The following is an 18,509-nucleotide window of genomic DNA, read 5'->3' as shown; positions in this document are numbered from 1 at the left end:
GCTTTTCCTCCGTGTTTTGCGAAGATTTCAGCTTTTGTTTCTTTAGTTAAATACATTCCAATATTATTTAAATGATTATTATGTATGAATTGTGTTTTTTCCAATTCGTGTGCAAAGGTAGTTTTATTTTTGGAATGAACAAGTTTTTTCTAAAACAACTTTGCGACTTCTTTGTTTACAAATTCTAAAAAGCGTTCGTCACTCTCACTAAAGGGATCTAAAACATGACTGTCTATGTCAATTTGACCAATGTTTTCGCCGTTTACAAAAAGGGGAACTACTATTTCTGATTTTACAGTAAAACTACAAGCAATATAATTGTCTTGTGCACTTACATCAGGCACTACAAAATTTTGATTGGAAACGGCTACTTGACCACAAATCCCTTTTCCGAAAGGAATTACAGTATGATCGGTTGGGGCTCCAACGTATGGACCTAAATGCAAGGTTTGATTATCTGTATTTGCAAAATAGAAACCTACCCAATTGTAATAGGAAACCTGGTCTTGTAAAAACTGACATAAATTTTGGAGCTTTTCTTCTCTATCTTGTGATGGATTTTGAAGTATTTCAATTATTCCGGGTTTTAAATTTTCAAAGTTCATACTCATTTTTTTTTGCAAATATAGAGTATCAAAAACCCGTTAATTTATATATTTTTGTTAAAAATAGGTTCATGAAAAAATATTTTGAGGCTTATAAACCTTTTTTAGCTTTTTTGGTCAAATTTATCCTAAGTTATGCCATTCTTGGATTGCTTTACAAGTATTACTTGAGTTTCTATAATTCGATACCTTTTGAAGTTGATTTTATTACGCAAGAGGTGGCTAATCAAACTCAAAAGTTAATTTCTTTTTTGGGATATCAAGCCGAACAATTCCCGCATTTGAAACAAAAATCTATCAAGTTATTTGTAAATGGTGTTTATGTTGCCCGTGTAGTAGAAGGATGTAATGCAATTAGTGTTATTCTTTTGTTTTGTAGTTTTATAATAGCTTTTAAAGGGAAGTTAAAGTCTACTCTGCTTTTTATCGTTATGGGAAGTTTATTGATATATTTTTTAAATGTTGTACGGATTGCCTTGGTTGCTATTGCCTTGCTGCATTATCCTAAATACGAGCATTTTATTCACGGAGTGGTTTTTCCGTTAATTATCTATGGAATCGTTTTTTTGTTGTGGGTGGTTTGGGTAACTAAATTTTCTGTTCATGGAAAAAAATCGTAACATGCCCTTGTTTAAATACGGTCTGTTGTTTTTGTTTGTCCTGCTTTTTGTTGGAATTCGGTTCTTTGAACAAACCCTTTTTTATGATCCTTTTTTAATTTATTTCAAAAATGATTATTTGGAGATGCCTTTTCCGGAGTTTGATTTATTAAAATTGGGATTGAGTACAGTCTCAAGGTACGTGCTTAATTCAGTTATTTCTCTAATGGTAATTTACGTTTTGTTTAAAGATTTATCCTTGCTCAAATTTACGGGTTTCTTGTATGCCTCTTTTGGTTTAATATTGTTTTTGGTATTCATTTGCCTCTTAAATTTTGGAGATCAAAACAGTAATTTTGTATTATTCTACGTCCGAAGATTTTTGATTCAACCTTTATTCCTTGTCTTGTTTATACCTGCTTTTTATTTTCAAAAGAGACAGATTTAACCCTAAAATTTTGTATCTTTAAGGTATGAAATTGGGAGCTATGAAAGTTACAAAGTTTTCAGGCGAATTGGTTCATTTTGATAAGGACAAATTAGAAAAATCTCTTCAAAAATCTGGAGCTGATCAGCTTATGGTAGATCGGATTTTGTCTGAAATTGAAAAAACGCTTTACGAAGGTATTCCCACCAAAAAAATATACAAGCTCGCTTTTCAATTACTCAAAAAATTATCAAATGCTCATGCGGCTCGTTATAATTTGCGATCTGCTGTGCAGAATTTGGGTCCTGCCGGATTTTATTTTGAAAAGTTCATTGCTAAATTATTTCAACAAGAAGGATTTCAAACGCAAACCAATTTGATATTGGATGGGAAATGTATTTCACACGAAGTTGATGTTTTACTCAAAAAAGAAAACACGGTATCTATGATTGAGTGTAAATTTCACGGTAGCCAAGATGCAAAAACCGATGTAAAAGTACCACTCTATATTTTATCTCGTTTTAACGATTTGAAAAACAAAGATTTTCCGATTTTCAATTCGTTTTTTTCTATTGATAATTGTTGGATAGTTACCAATAATCGCTTTACAGAAGATGCGATTCAATTTGGACAATGTTCCGGACTTCAATTGCTGAGTTGGGATTTTCCGAAAGGGAATAGTATTCGTAATAAAATTGATGCTACGCAACTTTATCCGGTTACGTGTTTAACAACTTTGAGTTTGGCAGAAAAAGATAAATTATTAATGCAGGAAATTATTACTGTACAAGATTTGATTCAGCAATCCGATTGGTTAAAAAAAATTGAGATCAGTCCACAAAGAATAAAAAATTGCCTGCGAGAAGTTAATCAATTGTGTACTTCAATACATTAAGTCATGAAAATTCATTTTTTAGGAGGAACAAGCACAGTTACCGGTTCAAAAACACTAATTGAAATCAATCAAACCCGAATTTTAGTAGATTGTGGTTTGTTTCAAGGAATCAAATCTTTACGAGATTTAAACTGGCAACCCTTGATTGTCAATCCTTCAACGATAGATTTTGTTTTGCTTACACACGGTCACCTTGATCATTGTGGTTGGTTGCCTTTATTAGTGAAACAAGGCTTTAAAGGTAAAATATTTTGTACTGCACCAACCAAGCAAATTTCAAAATTAATTTTAGCCGATAGTGCCAAAATTCAAGAGGAAGAGGCTTCAAAAGCGAATCAAGAGCATTTTTCCAAACATAATCCAGCCGAACCACTCTATTCAGTAGCCGATGCAGAACGAGTAACACCCTTTTTTAGAGTGGTGGAACCTAATTTGGAAATTAAATTAACAGATGACTGTTATTTTACATTTTTTCCTTCTTCACATATTCTTGGGGCTTGTTCTATTGCGTTGCATGCCGAAGAAAAAACGCTTATTTTTTCAGGGGATGTGGGTCAAGATGATGATGTTCTCATGCATCCGCCTCAAAAACCAAAATCGGGCGATTATATCTTTTTAGAATCTACCTATGGAAATCGAGTTCATCCTCAAAACGATGTAATGTTTGATGTTGAGAAAACCATTAATACAACAATTAATCGTGGCGGAAATGTTGTCATACCCAGTTTTGCCGTAGAGCGAGTACAAACGGTGATGTATTTGATTTGGCAATTGCGATTGCAAAATCGCATTCCAAAAGTACCTTACATCATTGATACACCTATGGGAATTAAAGTATTGGATGTTTTTAATGACAATCCGAAATGGCATAAATTGAATCCGCATGAATGTGATGAAATGTGTAACATGTTTAGCATGATTTCCGATTATGAAGATACCATCAATGCCATTTATGATAAAAGACCCAAAGTAGTAATTGCCGCTAGTGGAATGATTACTGGAGGAAGAGTTTTGTCGTACCTTGAACGCTACATTGATAAACCCGAAAATACGGTGATGCTGGTTGGCTATCAAGCCGAAGGAACTCGAGGGCGTAAATTATTGGAAGGTGCCAAAGAAATCAAGTTTTTCGGAAAATATTATCCGGTAGAAGCCGAAGTGGTTTTAGTCGAAGGACTTTCCGCTCATGGCGACCAAAAAGATTTACTCAATTGGTTGAGCGACTTAAAACAAAAACCTAAAAAAATATTTTTAGTGCATGGCGAAAATGAAGCAGCCGACACGTTGCGATCCAAGATTGTTGAACAATACGGTTACGATGCTATGGTGCCGCTTTTAGGTCAAGTAGTTGAGATCTAATTCAATTAACATTTTTTTTAATCAAACTAATGTAAAAAAAAGTAACTTTGTAGCATGAATTTCAAAAAATGCACAAGTATTTTAATGGCTTTTTATCTGCTGATTACTTCCAGCGGATTGGCTTTAAATGTGCATTATTGTGGAGAAACAATTGCCTCTATTTCCTCTGTTTTTAATACGGAAGAACCTTGTGGGATGGATATTCAACTTGAAGAAAAAGCTTGTTGTGCCATTTCTTCTGATACCCACGACGGTTGTTGTTCCGATGAAACCATTCAAGCCGATTTGGATGATGTGGTGATCAAACAACTGCATTTTGATTTGGATTGTGTTTCGGTTTTACCCGTTTTAGCATTTACTTTTTTTACTCCTAGCGAGGAGTCAATTGATAATCAAATTTTAGATTATTATTGCGATGCTCATGCACCGCCGCTCTATCAATTGTACTCTCAATACGTTTTTTACGCCTGATTTTAGATTAAACTACATTTCACTTTGGTGAAAAAATCACGTTTAATTTAAAATACTTTTTAATGAAAAAACAAATTATAGGATTTGTGTTTTTGTTGATTTCATCTTTGTTTTTTGCACAAGAAAAAGTAACAGGGAAAATCACTTACGATACAAACCAACCTTTACAAGGAGCCAATATTTACTGGCAAAACACCCAAATTGGTGCAGTTTCTGATGAAAATGGAAATTTCTCTATTCCATTTTCAGTCGAAAATACGGTTTTAGTAATTAGTTATGTAGGTTTTAAAACCGTTAACTTAACCATTACAGAACCTAAATTTATTACCCAAAATTTAGAATTTGATACTACTTTGGATGAAGTTACGCTGATCAAAGTAAGAAAATCACTCCAAAAAAATTATTTAGCTCCAGCGAACGTACAAACTATGACAAGTAAAGAATTGCTCAAAGCAGCTTGTTGTAATTTGTCAGAAAGTTTTGAGACCAATCCGTCAATTGATGTCAATTTTTCGGATGCGGTTTCAGGAAGTCGTCAAATTAGAATGTTGGGTCTTACAAGTCCTTATATTTTAATGACGGAGGAAAATATTCCGGCTATTCGTGGTGCTTCACAAGCCTACGGACTTTCATTTGTACCCGGAACCTGGGTAGAAAGCATTCAGATAACCAAAGGTGCCGGTTCGGTTGCTAATGGTTTTGAAAGTATTTCGGGTCAAATTAATTACGAAATGATCAAGCCACACAATGACATTCCATTTTTCTTGAATGCCTATGGGTCAACTGATTCACGTTTCGAATTGAACACTCATTTTAATAAAAAGGTTACAGATAAATGGGCCACCAGTTTGTTCCTTCACGGAAATGCCAGAGTGGCTAAAAACGATATGAATGACGATGGTTTTTTGGATAATCCTATCGGAAAACAAATCAACGCCATCAACCGTTGGCAATATACCGATGCCGAAAAAGGCTGGGTAAGCTTCATCAATTTTCGTTATATGAACGATGAAAAACAAACCGGTCAAGTTGATTTTGATCCGAATAGGGATAGAGGGACTACTAATAATTGGGGCTCTGAAATCAATACGGAAAAGCTAGATATTTCATCTAAAATTGGCTATGTATCTCCCGAAATTCCGTGGCGATCAGTTGGGTTTCAAAATGCATTTAATTACCATAAACAAAACTCGTATTTTGGATTAAATGAATATGATATTACGCAACGCAGTTTTTATTCCAATTTGGTTTACAATTCGATTTTGAGTAATACATTGCATAAATTTGCAACAGGTTTAAATTTCACGTACGATCAATTCTCAGAAAATGTAAATCAAATTGATTTTAGTAGAATTGATAATTCCGTTGGTGCTTTTTTTGAATATACCTACTGCAATGATGACGACTTAAGTTATGTTTTGGGAGGTAGAGTAGATTACCACAATCGATTGGGTGTTTTTGTAACACCTAGAGCCCATTTGCGATACAAACCTTTTGAAAAGACTACTTTCAGACTTTCAGCCGGAAGAGGAAAACGCAGTGCCAATATTTTTGCTGAAAACCAACAGCTATTCGCATCGTCTCGACAATTTCAAATTCTGGATACACAAGGTAGAATTTATGGTTTAGATGCCGAAATTGCCTGGAATTATGGATTTAGTTTCCTACAGGGGTTTAAAGTTTTTGGCAAGGAAGCCGAGTTTTCAGTAGATTTTTACCGAACCGATTTCCAAAATCAAGTAGTTGTTGATGTGGATAACAGTCCGCAGCAAGTACTTTTTTATAACTTGGATGGAAAATCCTTTGCGAATAGTTTGCAAGTAGATTTGAGTTATGAACTGGCACAACATTTCAATATCAGAACAGCTTATAAATTTTATGATGTGCAAACTACGTATACCATAGGACAAATAGAAAGACCTTTACAAGCCAAACATCGTTTTTTTACGAATATCGCCTATGAAACACACGTAAAAGAAAAAGGACAACAATGGAAATTTGATTTCACCTACAATTGGATGGGAAAACAACGCTTACCTCAAACACAATCAAATCCCGAAGAATTTCGTTTGCAGGAGTTTGCCAACCCGTTTTCGGTGATGAATGCTCAAATTACCAAAACCTTTTCCAAAACCTTTGAAATTTATGTAGGGGCTGAAAACTTAGGCAATTACCAACAAAAAAATCCAATTTTAGGAAATAATGATCCTTTTGGTCCCTATTTTGATAGTTCAATGGTATATGCTCCCGTTTTTGGGGCAATGTATTACACCGGATTGCGTTTTAAAATTGAATAGTAACAATATCAGAAGTCAATAACAATAACAATATCAAAAGTTAATAATATGATGAAAAAATTAATTTTAGTACTGATGGTTTCTTTAATAGGAATTTCAGTTCAAGCACAAGAAAAGAAAAACAAAAATGCCAAACATGAAATTGAAGTAAACGGCAATTGCGATATGTGTAAAAAACGTATCGAAAAAGCAGCTTTGTCTGTCAAAGGTGTGAAATCTGCCGTATGGCATATAGATCATCATGATTTACATTTGGTTTTGGATGAGACCAAATGTACAATTGATCAAATTCACCAAGCTATAGCAAAAGTAGGTCATGATACCGACAAAGTAAAAGCTTCAGATGAAGCCTATAACAATCTTCATGGCTGTTGTAAGTTTGATAGAAAACAATAAATTTAAAATTCCGATAACGTTATCGGAATTTTTTTTTGAATTTGATTTTAGTTAATCTATTTTCATTTACATTTGACTCCTAATTTCATTCGTTTGAAAACAGTAAAAGACTTATGTAATCATCACAAAGGATATTTTTCCTTATTGTTGCTTTTTGTCTTTTTATATTCCGGTTTCGTTAGAAGTTATGTAGTTACCGATTTCTCTACTATACCGGTAAAAAAATTAATCCAAGCTCATAAAAGTACTGAAGTTGATGCACAACAAGATCATCTCATTATTTTTAATGCGGTGAATCAATTGGAGAAAAATGATTCGGAGTCGGATGAATTTCACTACGATTTTATCTCTTTTAAAACAGTAACTAATAGTGCATCTTATGTTGCTAATGTTACTATTTCTCCCAAATTAAAATTTGCCAAGGCAATCAATCTTCCGCTTTACGATTTGTTTTGTAAGTGGAAGTTCCATCTTTCTTAATACACAATTTTATTGAATCGTAAGGGTACACCTTACCACCTTCACTGTGTATTAATCTATTTCATTTTCAATGAAAACACATTCAATTGGTTTTGATGAACCTGCCGTTCTTCATAAACTAGCACATTATTTACCGGCCCAAAATCCGTTAAAAGATTTTGTGCATCATAATACTTTGCACGCTTTTCAAGAATTACCTTTTCCTAAAGCCTTGCAAAAAGCTACTACTATTTTTGGCTATAAAACCTATTTACCTTTGTCTGATTTTAGAAATCGTTTTGCCAAAGGTGAAATTCAGGAAGCCGTGTTAAATAGAATCATTTCGAAACAAAAAGGAGAAGATGAAATCTCTTTTTGGAAAGATAAAATGTTGCATCAATCCTATGACGAATCGGTTTCTCCTAGAATTGGCAGTTTACGTTCCAATTGGAAAAAACATTATGCCATCAATTTGGAAAAATCTACGCATAGTTTGTTGTTTCGAATTTTATGCAGTTACCTCGATCAAGGTATTGCCATTTGGAATTTTCCGGTTCATGACAAAGGTTTTTTGTCTTCTATCAGAGAATTAGAAAAGAATACATTTAAAGGAATTTTTTCGTCCCCACGAGCCAAAAAACTATTACAAGAAAAAGCTTCTATTACGCAACTTTTGGAAATTGTGGTTGGAAAAGAATCGTTGTTTGAAACGTATTTGTTTGACCAACAATTCAGTCATCCGGGTTGGAGTGGGATGGTGGCAACTATCGAAAGCAATCCAAATTCGTTATTAGATTCGAAAAAAATTACCTTAGAAGAATTGATTCAGCTGGAACTTTTGTTGGAAATAGACACCTTAGATACTAAATTTCATGATATTTGGGCTCCACTCGGATTTAAAGTAGAAAATCAATCGTTTGAATTGTTTGATAGTATTGCTTACAATGAACTGTTTGAAGTGTTATCCCTTTGGCAACAAGCTTTAGAATGGACCTTTTATGATTCGGTTTTAGCTAATTTAAAAAAGGTGGAAGAAGAACCTAAACAAGCAATACCAAGTTTTCAAGGTTTGTTTTGTATGGATGACAGAGAATGTTCGTTCCGAAGACACATTGAGCATTTGGATGTTAAAGCTGCAACTTATGGTACGGCTGCCTTTTTTAATTTTGAGTTTTTCTACCAACCGGTCAATGGAAAATTCTATACCAAATTATGTCCGGCTCCGGTTACCCCAAAATTTTTAGTAAAAGAAGAACATAGAAAGAAAAAGCAAGCTAAAGATTTGCATTATCACAAGCAATCGCATTCGCTCTTTTTAGGTTGGATCATCAGTCAAACCTTAGGGTTTTCATCTGCATGGAAATTGTTTTTAAATATTTTCAAACCTTCCATGTCTCCTGCTACCACGGCCTCTTTTAAACATTTGCATAAAAAATCGAAGTTAGTGATTGAAAACACAGATGCTTCTCAAAAAGAAGGCGAACTACAAGTTGGTTTTACCATTGATGAAATGGCTCATCGAGTAGAAGGTCTTTTGAAAAGTATCGGTTTGGTATCTAATTTTTCTTCTTTGGTTTATGTCGTGGGTCATGGTGCAACCAGTGTAAACAATACGCATTATGCGGGTTACGATTGTGGAGCTTGTTCGGGTAGACCTAGTTCTGTAAATGCAAAAGTGGCCTGCTTTGCGGCAAACCATCCTGAAGTGAGAGCAATACTGAAAGATCGTGGAATTGTAATTCCGGATTCAACTCAGTTTTTACCGGCTCTGCATGATACGACACGTGATGAAATTGCTTTTTATGACGAAGATATTTTGAGTCAAGAAAATAAGGCATTACATGAGCAAAATAAAATCACGTTTGCAAAAGCCTTACAAAATAATGCCAAAGAGCGATCCAGACGTTTTGATACCATTGATACCAATGCTTCGCCGGAAAAAGTGCATGAAAAAGTAAAATTACGCTCGGTTTCCCTATTTGAACCTCGTCCGGAGTTAAATCATGCTACAAATGCAATGTGCATTGTTGGGAGGCGAAATTTGTCTAAACAGCTTTTTTTAGACCGCCGTTCGTTTTTAAATTCCTATGATTATCAAGTCGATCCATCAGGTGATTATTTAGCCGTGATACTGGGTGCGGTTGCTCCGGTAGGAGGTGGCATCAATTTGGAATATTATTTTTCCAGAGTTGATAACCAAAAGTTAGGAGCCGGCTCTAAATTACCGCACAATGTGATGGGATTAATTGGGGTAGCCAACGGAATTGATGGCGATTTACGTCCCGGATTGCCTAGTCAAATGATTGAAGTACATGACCCTTTACGATTGTTAGTGATAGCCGAACATTTTCCGGAAAAAGTAATGTATGCCATTACCAAAAATCCGGCCACGTATGAATGGTTTCAAAACGATTGGGTAAAATTGGTGGCGGTTCATCCGGAAACCAAAAAATCGTATGTATTTACAAATGAAAAATTTGAATTATATGAACCCATTCAGCAACCCCATTTCATTGCTGACGAATTAAAACTGGCAGAATCTACCAAAGAAAATCTTCCGGTAAGTATCCTTTCTAATGTTTTGAGCCATGAATGAGTTTTTGCAATTTTTTATTTTATTTCCGTTTTTGGGTTTTATCATCAGTTTGTTTTTACCCGAAGCCAAAGAAAAAACCATCTCCTGGATAGCTTTTGGTACTGTTTTTATACAGCTAATCGGAATTACCGCCTTTATTATTTGGTGGTTGTTTGAGGGAGCCTCCGATTTAAATTTGGTGGAACTTTCCGTTTTAAAAACCGCTCATTATGAGTTTTTTATAGATTTTTATTTTGATAAAGTTTCGGCCGTTTATTTGTTTATTGGAGCTTTACTAACCTCAATGATTACCACTTATAGTCGGTATTATTTGCATCGCGAAAAAGGATACAAACGTTTTTTTAATACCGTTTTGTTTTTCTTTTTCGGATATAATTTAGCGATATTATCCGGAAACTTTGAAACGTTATTCATAGGTTGGGAAATTATCGGTATTTCTTCTTTTCTATTAATTGCTTTTTATAGAGAACGTTATCTTCCGGTTAAAAATGCCTTTAAAGTATTTTCGATTTATCGGATTGGCGATGTGGGATTGTTGTTAGCCATGTGGGCAAGTCATCATTTGTTTCATGAAAACATAACTTTCATGAAATTGAATAATTATGAAATGGTGAGCGAGCATTTACAAAATCATTCAACTATCGGACTATTCATTGCACTTTGTTTGGCTTGTGCTGCGGCTGCAAAATCGGCTCAAATCCCTTTTTCGTCGTGGTTACCTCGAGCTATGGAAGGGCCAACGCCTTCGAGTGCCATTTTTTATGGTTCATTGTCTGTTCATTTAGGTGTTTTTCTCATGTTGCGAACATTTCCTTTTTGGGAACATCAAACAGCCATTCGAATAGCAATTGGTTTGATGGGCTTAACCACAAGTTTAATGGCTTCATTAATGGCACGTGTTCAATCATCCGTAAAAAGTCAAGTGGCGTATAGTTCAATTGGACAAATTGGGATTATTTTTATTGAAATTGCTTTAGGTTTTGAAACATTAGCTTTGATTCACTTTGCCGGAAATGCTTTTTTACGCACCTATCAATTATTGGTTTCTCCTTCAGTAGTTAGTTACTTGATTCGCGATCAGTTTTATCATTATAAACCCAAAGAGAAGGCCATTGAAGATTCGTATCCCAAAAAAATAGAATATACCTTGTATATTTTGGCTTTAAAAGAATTCAATTTAGAAGGATTTTTGAATATAGTGCTTTGGCGACCATTAAAGATTATTGGCAAATCGTTAGATTTTTTAAACATCAAAAGAATTTATTTATTCTTTATTCCGCTTTATTTGATTGGATTTTTAATGTATAAATTCAGAGTTGAGTTACCCAGTCAAATAGCCAACATACTGCCGGAAATTTTTGCATTCATCGGATTGGTTTTTGTTTTCAAATCGTTTTCAGAACGTAAAAGTCCTTTTCTAGCATGGATACTGATTGTCATGAATCATTTTTGGATTGCACTGGCCATCGTATTTAATGATAAAGTGAGTGTAAGCGAAATTGTTTATTATTTGGCGGGTGTTGTAGTTGCCGGAATAATTGGATATATAGCATTACTTCAGTTGAGAAAATTAGAAAGAAGAATCTTGATAAGTCAATATTTGGGACATGTTTATGAACATCCAAAATTTGCTTTTTTCTTTTTATTGGCCACACTCGGCATCACCGGATTTCCAATTACATCCACATTTATAGGTGAAGATTTGATTTTCAGTCATATTGATAGCCATCAACTTTTCTTAGCCTTTTTTGCTGCTTCTAGTTTCGTAGTTTCCGGTTTTGCCGGTATTCGAATCTATGCTCGCTTATTTTTAGGTCCTCACGTGAAAACCTATCATGAATTACCTTATCGTTCCTCTTAATTTTTTAAAATAAACATGAAATCAACTATAAATAAATATGTTCCTGCTGATGGATTGGCAGGATTAAAAGAGAATTTTAAAACTGATGCTATTTCCGGTTTTATTGTGTTTTTATTGGCTTTACCTTTAAGTTTAGGTATTGCTAAAGCTTCTGATTTTCCCCCTATAATGGGTTTAATTACAGCCATAATTGGGGGCATCGTTGTGTCTTTTTTTATGGGATCTCGTTTAACCATCAAAGGTCCTGCTGCCGGTTTAATTGTAATTGTTGCCGGAGCTGTTGCTGAGTTTGGTCAAGGTGACAATCAATTGGGTTGGAAACTTGCTTTAGGAGCCATGGTTGTTGCAGGAGTAATTCAAATTTTATTCGGAATATTAAAATTGGGTAAACTAGCCGACTTTTTTCCACTTTCAGCTATTCATGGGATGTTAGCAGCTATTGGAATTATTATTATTGCCAAACAAATTCCGGTTTTATTGAATGATAATCCGGCTTTAGCAAAAGGTTTAGGGCCAATTGAATTATTAATGAATATACCAAAATTTATAATGAATCTAGACGCAAAAGCTTCAATTATTGGTATAGTGAGTTTAGCAATTATGATGGGATGGCCTTATATTAAAAACAAAACCATCAAAATGATTCCGGCACCATTGGTTGTACTTTTATTTGCCATTCCTTGTGAATTGTTTATGGATTTTGCTCATACCGAACCGCCTTATGCTTTAGTAAAAATTGGCAGTTTGGTTGATAATTTAAATATTAATGCCAGTTTTGCCGGGATTTCACAAACCGGATTGTTTATAAAATATGTTATCATGTTTGCTTTGGTTGGTACATTGGAGTCTTTACTCACTGTAAAGGCGATAGATTTAATGGACCCATATAAACGAAAATCAAACATGAACAATGATTTGATTGCTGTTGGAATAGGGAACACAATTGCTGCGTTTTTAGGGGGATTACCCATGATTTCAGAAGTGGCACGTTCGTCATCCAATGTAAATAACGGAGCAAAAACCCGTTGGGCTAACTTTTTTCACGGCTTTTTCATCTTGCTATTTGTATTATTGGCAACACCAATATTAGAAATGATTCCCAATGCTGCTCTGGCTGCTATGTTAATTACAGTAGGCATTAAATTGGCACATCCAAAAGAATTCATTCATACATTTAAAATCGGCAAGGAACAATTGGCTATTTTCTTAGTGACCATCTTCTTTACCTTATTTGAAGATTTATTAGTAGGAATTGCTGCCGGAATGGTATTGAAAATTATCATTCACTTGATAAACGGGACACCAATTTCATCCTTATTTAAAGCTCCAACCATCGTGTCATTTGAAGGGGATAATTATTTGGTTGAGATAAATAAAGCCGCTATTTTTACTAACTTTTTGGGAGTTAAAAGCAAATTAGAAGCTATTCCATACGGATTTAATGTGACAATTGACCTTAAAAAAACTAAACTAGTAGATCATTCTGTAATGGAAAATTTAGAACGTTTCAAACATGATTATGAAACGAATGGAGGAACAGTGGTGATAAGAGGCTTGGAAAATCATCAATCGTTATCCAATCATCCGTTGTCATCCAGAAAAAACAAAATGGTCATACAGCATGAAACAGAGAATAGTAGTATATAGATGTATTTTGTTTCTTTTTGGGTTTTTATACACAACAAGTTACGCACAGGTGAAAACATCCCATAAAAATGTATGGTTGCATTATTTTGGGAGAAATAAGTTAACTGAAAAATTATCTTTTTCATTTGAAGCAACCATGCGTTATGCCAATGGATTTTCTGAAAAGCAACAATACTTTATTCGCCCTTCTTTTGATTATCAAATTACAAAAAGCTTCTCCGGAAGTGTCGGGTATAGTCATTACAACACGTATGTATATGGAAATCCGTCTTTGAATAGAATAAACACCCCCGAAGACCATTTTTGGATTCAAGGAACATTTGTTCATCAAAACGGAAACCTTAAAACGACGCATCGTTTACGTGATGAATTTCGTTATGTTGGCATTGCAATACAACAAACTAATGGAGATTTTGAAATAGATCATTACGAATACCGCAACCGATTACGGTATATGCTTTTATTCAATTATCCATTGCTAAAGAAAGCAAATGAAACCCAATTATTTGGTATTTTAGGTGATGAGGTCTTTTTAAATTTAGGATCCAATGCCGGTAAAACTTTATTAAATCAAAACCGCATTATTGCTGGTTTTGGGTATAATTTTGATAAAAATCATCAACTACAACTTTGCTATATTCAGCAACATATTTTGAATTTTGCCAATACACTTCAAGAAGATAATCCAACTCTTCGATTGAGTTATGTAACTAATTTTGATTGGCGAAAATAGTTTCGTTTTCATCATCAAAAGCAAAATCCGTCAAGAATTTCTTCAAGACGGATTTTTTATTTTGAGATTAGACTAATCACTAATTACTAGTAACTAATCACTAACTTAATTACATCATCCCCGGCATTCCACCACCCATTGGCATACCACCTCCGGCGTTTTCTTCCTTGATTTCCACTAAAGCACATTCGGTAGTTAAAATCATTCCGGCAACTGAAGCCGCGTTTTCCAAAGCTACACGGGTTACTTTTTTCGGGTCAATAATTCCGGCTTTTAGCATATCTACATATTCATCCGATTTGGCATTGTAACCAAAATCACCTTTACCTTCAGCAACTTTTGCAACAACAACAGATCCTTCTAATCCGGCATTTTCAACAATGGTTCGCAATGGAGCTTCTACTGCACGAGAAACAATTTGAATTCCGGTTGCCTCGTCAGCATTATCAGCTTTTAAGTTGGCTAAAACCGCTTTTGCTCTCAATAATGCTACACCACCACCGGCAACAATTCCTTCTTCAACAGCGGCTCTGGTTGCGTGTAAGGCATCATCTACACGATCTTTTTTCTCTTTCATTTCTACTTCAGAAGCAGCACCAACGTATAAAACTGCAACACCTCCGGCTAATTTTGCCAAACGTTCTTGTAATTTTTCACGGTCATAATCAGACGTAGTGGTTTCCATTTGAGCTTTGATTTGGTTCACACGATTTTTAATCAAATCACCATTTCCGGCTCCGTTTACAATGGTAGTATTGTCTTTATCGATAGCTACTTTTTCTGCTGTTCCTAACATTTGTAAAGTAGCATTTTCTAATGTATAACCACTCTCTTCTGCAATTACAGTTCCTCCGGTTAAGATGGCAATATCTTCCAACATCGCTTTTCTTCTGTCACCAAAACCTGGAGCTTTTACTGCAGCAATTTTTAAGGCTCCGCGTAATTTATTTACTACTAAAGTAGAAAGAGCCTCGCCATCCACATCCTCAGCAATAATCAATAATGGTTTTCCGGATTGAGCTACCGGTTCTAAAACAGGTAACAATTCCTTTAAAGAAGAAACTTTTTTATCATATAATAAAATGTATGGATTTTCTAACTCCACATTCATTTTCTCAGGATTGGTAACAAAGTAAGGCGATAAATACCCTCTGTCAAATTGCATTCCTTCTACCACATCTACGTAAGTATCCGTTCCTTTAGCTTCTTCTACAGTAATAACACCTTCTTTCCCAACTTTTCCGAAAGCTGTGGCAATTAATTCGCCAATCACTTCATCATTATTAGCCGAAATAGATGCAACTTGTTTAATTTTTTCGGTTGAGCTACCTACTTCTTTAGCTTGTTTACCTAATTCAGCAACAATAGCTTCAACTGATTTGTCAATTCCTCTTTTTAAATCCATCGGATTTGCACCAGCGGCCACGTTTTTCAAACCTTCTTTTACGATGGCTTGAGCTAAAACGGTAGCAGTTGTTGTACCATCTCCTGCTAAATCATTAGTTTTAGAAGCTACTTCTTTTACCATTTGTGCTCCCATATTTTCAAGAGCATCTTTCAGTTCTACTTCTTTAGCAACCGTTACACCGTCTTTGGTTACGGTTGGTCCACCAAATGATTTACTAATGGTTACATTACGACCTTTAGGTCCTAAGGTTACTTTTACTGCGTTTGCTAATGCATCAACTCCACGTTTTAAACCATCACGTGCTTCAATGTCGAATTTAATATCTTTTGCCATTTTTTTAAATTTTAAATAATTTGAATATTCAGTTTGTCATTACACGATAGCTAAAATATCGTCTTCTCTCATGATAAGGTAATCTTTGCCGTCTAATTTTAATTCGGTTCCGGCATATTTTCCATATAAAACCGTGTCACCCACTTTTACGGTCATGGTGTGGTCTTTTTTTCCGTTTCCAACGGCAACAACAGTTCCTCTTTGTGGTTTTTCTTTTGCAGTGTCAGGGATAATGATTCCTGATGCTGTGGTAGTTTCGGCAGGAGCCGGTTCTACTAAAACGCGGTCTGAAAGGGGTTTAATGTTTACTGACATAATTATTTTGTTTTATTAAATTAAGTTTGACGTTTTCGATGAGTCAGAAATTATGCCAATTGAATGGAACTGACATTTTTTCAGTTGAGTCAAAAAAAAATCCCGATTGCTCGGGATTTTGGTTTGGTATGTATTTTTATTTATTTTCTTCCGTTGTAGGAGTCGCTGATGGAGCAGACGGCGTTGTTGCTTCTGTTGCAACGGGCACATTGCTTTTATCAATTTTGATTGTGTCATTTGAATCATTAAAAGCCAAGCTTGAAAATAAAATCAAGGCAATTAGAATGATTCCCAAAGTCCAAGTACTTTTATCTAAAAAATCTGTAGTTTTTTGAACTCCACCAATTTGTTGTGAATTCCCAAATGTAGATGATAAACCACCACCTTTAGGGTTTTGAACCATAATTACTACGATAAGTAAAAAACAAACGATTGTTATTAAAACTAAAAAAACTGAAAATCCCATGTTATTGATTATTTTGTTGTAAAATTTTGATGTCTTTAATTCGGTCTGCAAAGAAAATACTTTTTTCCGGATATTTCAAAATTAATATTTCATAAGCTTGAATTGCTTTACTATATTTTTTTTGTTCTAAGTATACACGGGCCAAAGTTTCAGTCATTAAATGGGAAGTATCACCGATTTCAATGGGCTTTGAGGCGGTTTCAACGACTTCTTTTGCTGGGGTAATTTTTGGATTACTCTCAATAAATTTGTCAATAATTTCTAATTTTTTTTGTTTTAATGACTCTTTTATAGGAGCAATATCTGTTATTGTATCTTCTTTTTGTACTTCAAGAGGCTCATTAGTATCTGTTTTTCGCTCTATGGGTTTGAAACTAGCTAATTGCAGCCATTCTTGAAATGAATGTTTTTCGTTAGGTGAAAATTCAATAGGTTTGCCGATTTCCAGTTTTTCTTCAATTTTTAAATCAGAGTCAAGGAGATTGTCAACTGTGTCTGCAATTTCTATTTCAGGTGTTGATGATTCATTTTCTGATTTTGTTTCACTTGACTCGGAAGGCGAAATTAATTCAGATGGGATGTCAGATTCTATCTTTTCTTCAGCGTGTTCAGGAGTGGTTATCGTAATCTCAGACTCTTCTGTATTTTTAATTTTTACAAATTCTACTTCACTCGATTCAAATTCAACAGTAGGGATTACTTTTAAATCGGATAAATTTTGAATTCCCGCTATATCCTTAGATTCAACTTTACTGTCAACAACATCAATATCTAATAAAAGAGCTAACTTTTTTTCGTAAATGTCCTTTTCAATTACAGTAAACTCATCTGAAGTTATAAAATCAAAAAGTACATTACGGTCTGTCGTATGTGCAGCTGTTTGTTTGAGTACAAAGTTGTATTTATAACTATCCTGATTGTACAAGCCTTTCAGATAAAGTGCTCTGGCACTTTGAAAGTAAGGGAAACTTTCAACCACTGTTTCCAAAGCTTTAGATTGCTTTTCTGAAACAGCACTTGGATTGTTGAGTAAATATGTGTATTCTGTACTATTCAAGGGGATAAGTTAAACGGCAATTCACTGTATAAAGTTAGAAAAAATTAACAATTAAAGATGATTTTTATTGAAAATCTACCATTTAGCTAAGGACTCATTAAAAATATCTTGCGTGATACGTTCAAAAATCTCTTGTTTTGCAGCGGCCAGAGTAGCTCCAACTAATTGATTATTTGCGGGATAATCATAGAAAAATGAAAAAGGTTTTTCAAAGTTATCTTCTTCTTTTTTCATATTGGTGAAACGAACATTTACCGTAAACGTTAGTCTGTTTTGAGCTGTTCTTTGATCGGCTGTTGCTGTCATGGGAGATATTCTAAATCCTGTAATTTCTCCTTCGTATCTTAAATCTCCACCAGATGTAACCAAATTTAAATTGGTTTGGTTTTGAATTAAATCTTGAAGAGCTAAGGTGAAATCACGTTCAATACCGGGCTCTATCAATTCGGCATTATTCTGAAAATAATTTACCTGAAACGTTTTTGCGTCAATTTTTCCGGTTCCGGTGAAATTATAATACTTGCAACTGTTTGTGATAAAAGTTGATACAAATAGCAACGTGATGATCAAAATTCTCTTCATGGT

The 18,509-nt window shown here is 34.5% G+C and carries 18 protein-coding genes; 12 read left to right on the top strand and 6 right to left on the bottom strand.

The window, feature by feature from the left end; genetic code table 11:
- Window positions 1-149: 149 nt before the first annotated feature.
- The gene (locus V7M80_RS11220) at window positions 150-605 is read right to left on the bottom strand and encodes a GAF domain-containing protein (protein ID WP_333696163.1); all 456 of its coding nucleotides are present in this window, start codon (window positions 603-605) and stop codon (window positions 150-152) included.
- 71 nt (window positions 606-676) lie between these two features.
- Between V7M80_RS11220 and xrtF the strand changes: the two genes are divergently transcribed.
- From xrtF to V7M80_RS11160, 12 genes are all read left to right on the top strand, one after another.
- The gene (xrtF, locus tag V7M80_RS11215) at window positions 677-1,225 is read left to right on the top strand and encodes an exosortase family protein XrtF (protein WP_333696161.1); all 549 of its coding nucleotides are present in this window, start codon (window positions 677-679) and stop codon (window positions 1,223-1,225) included.
- On the top strand, window positions 1,209-1,652 hold the full coding sequence (locus tag V7M80_RS11210) for an exosortase F system-associated membrane protein (RefSeq protein ID WP_333696159.1): 444 nt from the start codon (window positions 1,209-1,211) through the stop codon (window positions 1,650-1,652). Before xrtF ends, V7M80_RS11210 begins: the two co-directional genes overlap by 17 nt.
- Before the next feature lie 40 nt (window positions 1,653-1,692).
- Window positions 1,693-2,526, top strand: a complete 834-nt coding sequence (locus tag V7M80_RS11205) for an ATP cone domain-containing protein (protein WP_333696157.1) — start codon at window positions 1,693-1,695, stop codon at window positions 2,524-2,526.
- 3 nt (window positions 2,527-2,529) lie between these two features.
- Entirely contained in the window at window positions 2,530-3,885 is a 1,356-nt protein-coding gene (locus V7M80_RS11200) for an MBL fold metallo-hydrolase (protein ID WP_333696156.1), read from the top strand.
- 54 nt (window positions 3,886-3,939) lie between these two features.
- Window positions 3,940-4,356 carry an HYC_CC_PP family protein gene (locus V7M80_RS11195; RefSeq protein ID WP_333696155.1) on the top strand — a complete coding sequence of 139 codons (417 nt, stop codon included), beginning with the start codon at window positions 3,940-3,942 and terminating at the stop codon, window positions 4,354-4,356.
- 62 nt (window positions 4,357-4,418) lie between these two features.
- Entirely contained in the window at window positions 4,419-6,653 is a 2,235-nt protein-coding gene (locus tag V7M80_RS11190; RefSeq protein ID WP_333696154.1) for a TonB-dependent receptor, read from the top strand.
- Window positions 6,654-6,701: 48 nt separating this feature from the next.
- Window positions 6,702-7,049 (top strand): heavy-metal-associated domain-containing protein, encoded by a 348-nt coding sequence (locus V7M80_RS11185; protein ID WP_333696153.1) that lies wholly within the window; start codon window positions 6,702-6,704, stop codon window positions 7,047-7,049.
- Between the two features lie 93 nt (window positions 7,050-7,142).
- Window positions 7,143-7,529: a hypothetical protein gene (locus V7M80_RS11180; RefSeq protein ID WP_333696152.1), complete on the top strand. Its 387-nt coding sequence runs from the start codon at window positions 7,143-7,145 to the stop codon at window positions 7,527-7,529.
- 70 nt (window positions 7,530-7,599) lie between these two features.
- Window positions 7,600-10,104, top strand: a complete 2,505-nt coding sequence (locus V7M80_RS11175; RefSeq protein WP_333696151.1) for a YbcC family protein — start codon at window positions 7,600-7,602, stop codon at window positions 10,102-10,104.
- Window positions 10,097-11,965, top strand: coding sequence for a proton-conducting transporter transmembrane domain-containing protein (locus V7M80_RS11170; RefSeq protein WP_333696150.1), 1,869 nt, complete (start codon window positions 10,097-10,099; stop codon window positions 11,963-11,965). The genes V7M80_RS11175 and V7M80_RS11170 overlap by 8 nt, the downstream gene beginning before the upstream one ends.
- Before the next feature lie 15 nt (window positions 11,966-11,980).
- Window positions 11,981-13,612, top strand: a complete 1,632-nt coding sequence (locus V7M80_RS11165; protein WP_333696148.1) for a SulP family inorganic anion transporter — start codon at window positions 11,981-11,983, stop codon at window positions 13,610-13,612.
- Window positions 13,587-14,345 carry a DUF2490 domain-containing protein gene (locus tag V7M80_RS11160; protein ID WP_333696147.1) on the top strand — a complete coding sequence of 253 codons (759 nt, stop codon included), beginning with the start codon at window positions 13,587-13,589 and terminating at the stop codon, window positions 14,343-14,345. The genes V7M80_RS11165 and V7M80_RS11160 overlap by 26 nt, the downstream gene beginning before the upstream one ends.
- 109 nt (window positions 14,346-14,454) lie before the next feature.
- Here the strand turns inward: V7M80_RS11160 and groL are convergent, their stop codons facing one another.
- The 5 genes from groL to V7M80_RS11135 form a co-directional block, all read right to left on the bottom strand.
- Window positions 14,455-16,086, bottom strand: coding sequence for a chaperonin GroEL (gene groL / locus V7M80_RS11155; RefSeq protein WP_333696145.1), 1,632 nt, complete (start codon window positions 16,084-16,086; stop codon window positions 14,455-14,457).
- 39 nt (window positions 16,087-16,125) lie between these two features.
- Window positions 16,126-16,401 (bottom strand): co-chaperone GroES, encoded by a 276-nt coding sequence (locus V7M80_RS11150; RefSeq protein ID WP_026711921.1) that lies wholly within the window; start codon window positions 16,399-16,401, stop codon window positions 16,126-16,128.
- A gap of 136 nt (window positions 16,402-16,537) precedes the next feature.
- A complete protein-coding gene (gene secG / locus V7M80_RS11145; RefSeq protein ID WP_333696142.1) occupies window positions 16,538-16,867 on the bottom strand; it encodes a preprotein translocase subunit SecG in 330 nt (109 codons plus the stop codon).
- 1 nt (window position 16,868) lies between these two features.
- Window positions 16,869-17,924 (bottom strand): tetratricopeptide repeat protein, encoded by a 1,056-nt coding sequence (locus V7M80_RS11140; protein ID WP_333696140.1) that lies wholly within the window; start codon window positions 17,922-17,924, stop codon window positions 16,869-16,871.
- A 75-nt stretch (window positions 17,925-17,999) separates the two neighbouring features.
- On the bottom strand, window positions 18,000-18,506 hold the full coding sequence (locus tag V7M80_RS11135; protein ID WP_333696139.1) for an LptE family protein: 507 nt from the start codon (window positions 18,504-18,506) through the stop codon (window positions 18,000-18,002).
- Window positions 18,507-18,509: the final 3 nt, after the last annotated feature.

This window comes from Flavobacterium sp. (genome assembly GCF_036759525.1).
Lineage (GTDB): Bacteria > Bacteroidota > Bacteroidia > Flavobacteriales > Flavobacteriaceae > Flavobacterium.
The sequence above is the reverse complement of the archived record's forward strand: the minus strand, read 5'-3'. Positions and strand labels throughout refer to the sequence as shown.